This window comes from Actinosynnema sp. NPDC023658, from assembly GCF_040639995.1.
Classification (GTDB): domain Bacteria; phylum Actinomycetota; class Actinomycetes; order Mycobacteriales; family Pseudonocardiaceae; genus Actinosynnema.
The window spans coordinates 1-1,418 of the sequence record NZ_JBFAAX010001277.1; the positions used below are offsets into that span (position 1 = coordinate 1).

The 1,418-nt window shown below is 72.3% G+C and carries 2 protein-coding genes; both read right to left on the reverse strand.

Translation table 11 applies throughout. From position 1 onward, the window contains the following. Positions 1-22 precede the first annotated feature (22 nt). Positions 23-907, reverse strand: a complete 885-nt coding sequence (gene ccsB / locus AB0G02_RS40230; RefSeq protein ID WP_360805808.1) for a c-type cytochrome biogenesis protein CcsB — start codon at positions 905-907, stop codon at positions 23-25. Further along, entirely contained in the window at positions 900-1,280 is a 381-nt protein-coding gene (locus AB0G02_RS40235; protein ID WP_360805811.1) for a hypothetical protein, read from the reverse strand. Before AB0G02_RS40235 ends, ccsB begins: the two co-directional genes overlap by 8 nt. Positions 1,281-1,418 lie beyond the last annotated feature (138 nt).

A 1,418-nucleotide genomic window follows, 5' to 3' on the forward strand; every position in this document is an offset into this window, starting at 1 on the left:
CTGGTGCGCGGAGCGGTCGGGCTCAGTGGACCCCGGCGTAGGAGTGCAGGCCGACCGCGACCAGGTTCACGAAGAACAGGTTGAACAGCACGATCACCAGGCCGACGACGTTGATCCAGGCCGAGGGCTTGCCCCGCCAGCCCGCCGTGGCACGGGCGTGCAGGTAGGCGGCGTAGCAGACCCAGGACGCGAAGGCGACCGTCTCCTTGGGGTCCCAGCCCCAGAACCGGCCCCACGCCTGCTCGGCCCACACCGCGCCGGTGATGATCGCGAACGTCAGGGTCAGGAACCCGACCGTGCCGGTGCGGTAGGCGATCCGGTCCAGCTCCGCGACGGGCGGCAGCCGGCGGCCCGACCGACCCGTCGCCTTCGCCGCCGGCCTCGCCTCGCTGACCAGGTGCAGCGCGCTCACCACACCGGACAGCAGGAACACCCCGCTGGCCATGATCGCGGCGGCGACGTGGACGACGATCCAGTACGAGCGCAGCGCCGGCACGAGCGGCGCGGCCTCGGCGTAGAGCCGGTTGCCCGCCAGGAACAGCAGCGACGCGATCGGCAGCAGCACGAACACCGACATCCGCCGCACGCCGTACCGCCGCACCACGTAGAGCCACGCGACGACGGCGATGAAGCCGACCGCCGACAGGTACTCGTACATGTTGCCCCACGGCACGCGGCCGGTCGCGAGACCGCGCGACACCACCGACCCGACGTGCAGCAGTCCACCGAGGACGGTCAGCGCCACCCCCGAGCGCCCGAGCCGGACGGCGAACGCGGGCGGGTTCGCCGCGTGCCGGGTCAGGGCGTACTCGGCCGAGCACAGCAGGGCGGCCAGCATGTAGACACCGAACGCGCTGGTGAACAGCCAGTCGCTGAGCAGCGCCGACACGGCGAGGCGGTCAGCCACGGCCGGCCCACAGCTGCCCGAGGCGGAGGATCATCACCGGCACGGCCAGGCACGTCACGGTCAGCACGCCCGCGCCCCACCGGGACCGCTCGGCCACCGACCACACCGCGCCGAGCGGCAGCACGACGGCCACGCCGACCAGGTAGCCGACCAGCGTCGCGCGGTCCAGCGGCCGGTCCGCGCCGATCATCGCCACCACGCCCACCACCGCCTGCACCACCAGGCCGACCTCCAGCAGCAGGACGACCGCGGCCAGGCCGAGCGTCGGCTTGGTGCGCAAGGTGATCGGGCGGTCGAGCACGGCCAGCACCAGCGACCACACCGCCGCCACCACCGCGACGACCGTCAACGCGGTCGCCAGGAATCGGATCATCGAACCCCTCCAGAATGACTACTACGCAACGTAGCACTACGCGTTGTAGTAGACGTTCCGGAGGGGTCAGCGGACCAGGAAGCTCAGCGGGGTCGCCACCAGCACCAGGGCTGCGGCCAGGGCGGACCACCGGACGGC

What these genes read in the sequence shown, in the direction of transcription:
- AB0G02_RS40235 (WP_360805811.1), bottom strand. Translation starts at nt 1,280, where the DNA reads ATGATCCGATTCCTGGCGACCGCGTTGACGGTCGTCGCGGTGGTGGCG.